The 1,329-nt window shown below is 74.3% G+C and carries 1 protein-coding gene and 1 pseudogene; both read left to right on the top strand.

The genetic code is table 11. The features are described 5' to 3' along the window. A partial coding sequence (locus AB0M20_RS43945) for a LuxR C-terminal-related transcriptional regulator (RefSeq protein WP_364307476.1) occupies window positions 1-788 on the top strand: 788 nt, incomplete at its 5' end. 94 nt (window positions 789-882) lie between these two features. Beyond that, a pseudogene (locus AB0M20_RS43950) lies at window positions 883-1,329 on the top strand (SAM-dependent methyltransferase); the annotation flags it as partial.

Here is a 1,329-nt window from a genome sequence, read left to right on the forward strand (position 1 = left end):
CGGCCATCGACGCGCCGGAGTCGCTGCGCACCCCGGCATTCGTGACGCTGACCAGGGTCCGGGCGCGGCGCGGCGAACCGAGGGCCGTCGAGCTCGCGATCGAGGGCTGGACGTTGGCCGACGCGCTCGGCGAACTGCAGCGGACCGGGCCGGCGGCCGCGGCCCGGGCCGAGGCCGCCTGGCTGCACGGCGGCGATCCGGGGGCGGTGGTCGCGCTCGAGAACACCTACGCCGAGGCGTGCCGGCTGGGCGTCGCCCCGGTCCGCGACGAGTTGACGTTGTGGATGACCCGGTTCGGCCGGCCCGTGCAGTCCGGGCAGTCCGACGCCGGGGAATCTCCGTACACGTTGCAGGCGGCCGGACGCTGGCGGGAGGCCGCGATGGCCTGGCAGGCCGCGGGGTGCCCGTACGAGTACGCCGCCGCGCTGGCCGACAGCTCCGAGCCGGCGGACCTGCTGACGGCACTGGCCGCGCTGGACGCGCTCGGCGCCGAACCGCTCGCCCGGCGCGTCCGCACCAAGCTGCGCGAGGCCGGCGTCGCCCGGATCCCCCGCGGTCCCGTGGAGGGCACCCGGCTGAACCCGGCCGGGTTGACGAGCCGCCAGCTCGAGGTGCTGCGGCTGCTCGGGCAGAGCTTGACCAACGCCGAGATCGCCGAGCGTCTGGTGTTGTCCGTGCGGACGGTCGACGCCCACGTTTCGGCCGTACTCGCCAAGCTGGGCCTGCACAGCCGGCGCGAGGTCGCCGCCCGGGCTGCGGAGCTGGGCGTCACAACCGGCGAGAAATAGGTAGTCGCCGCGCCGGCCTACGTTGCTTCTGCCGATTCTCGGCGGCCGGGCGCACGCGTACATCTTCAGGGGTCCAAATCTGAGGAGGACGCGCATGGCGATCGACGAGAACAAGCTGATGGACTTCCTGAACCGCTTCGTGAGCGATCTGGGCGCCACGGCCGCGGCCGGGAGCGTCGTGATCGGCGACCGGCTCGGCCTGTACCGGGCGCTGGCTGAGCGGCCCCAACGCCCGGCGGAACTGGCCGCCCGCACCGGCACCGCTCCCCGATACGTCGAGGAGTGGCTGCGCGGGCAGGCGGCCGGCGGGTACGTGCAGTACCAGCCGGCGGACGACACGTACTGGATGACCGAGGAGCAGGCGTTCGCGCTCACCGACCCCGAGGGCCCGGTGTACGCCCCCGGCGCGTTCCAGCTGGTGCTGGGCGCGCTGCGGGCCGAGCCGCAGATCAGCGACGCCTTCCGCACCGGGGAGGGCCTCGGCTGGCACCAGCACGACCAGGGTGTCTTCACCGGGTGCGAGCGGTTCTTCCGGCCGGGC

The sequence above is a fragment of the Actinoplanes sp. NPDC051633 genome (genome assembly GCF_040681735.1).
Classification (GTDB): Bacteria; Actinomycetota; Actinomycetes; order Mycobacteriales; family Micromonosporaceae; genus Actinoplanes.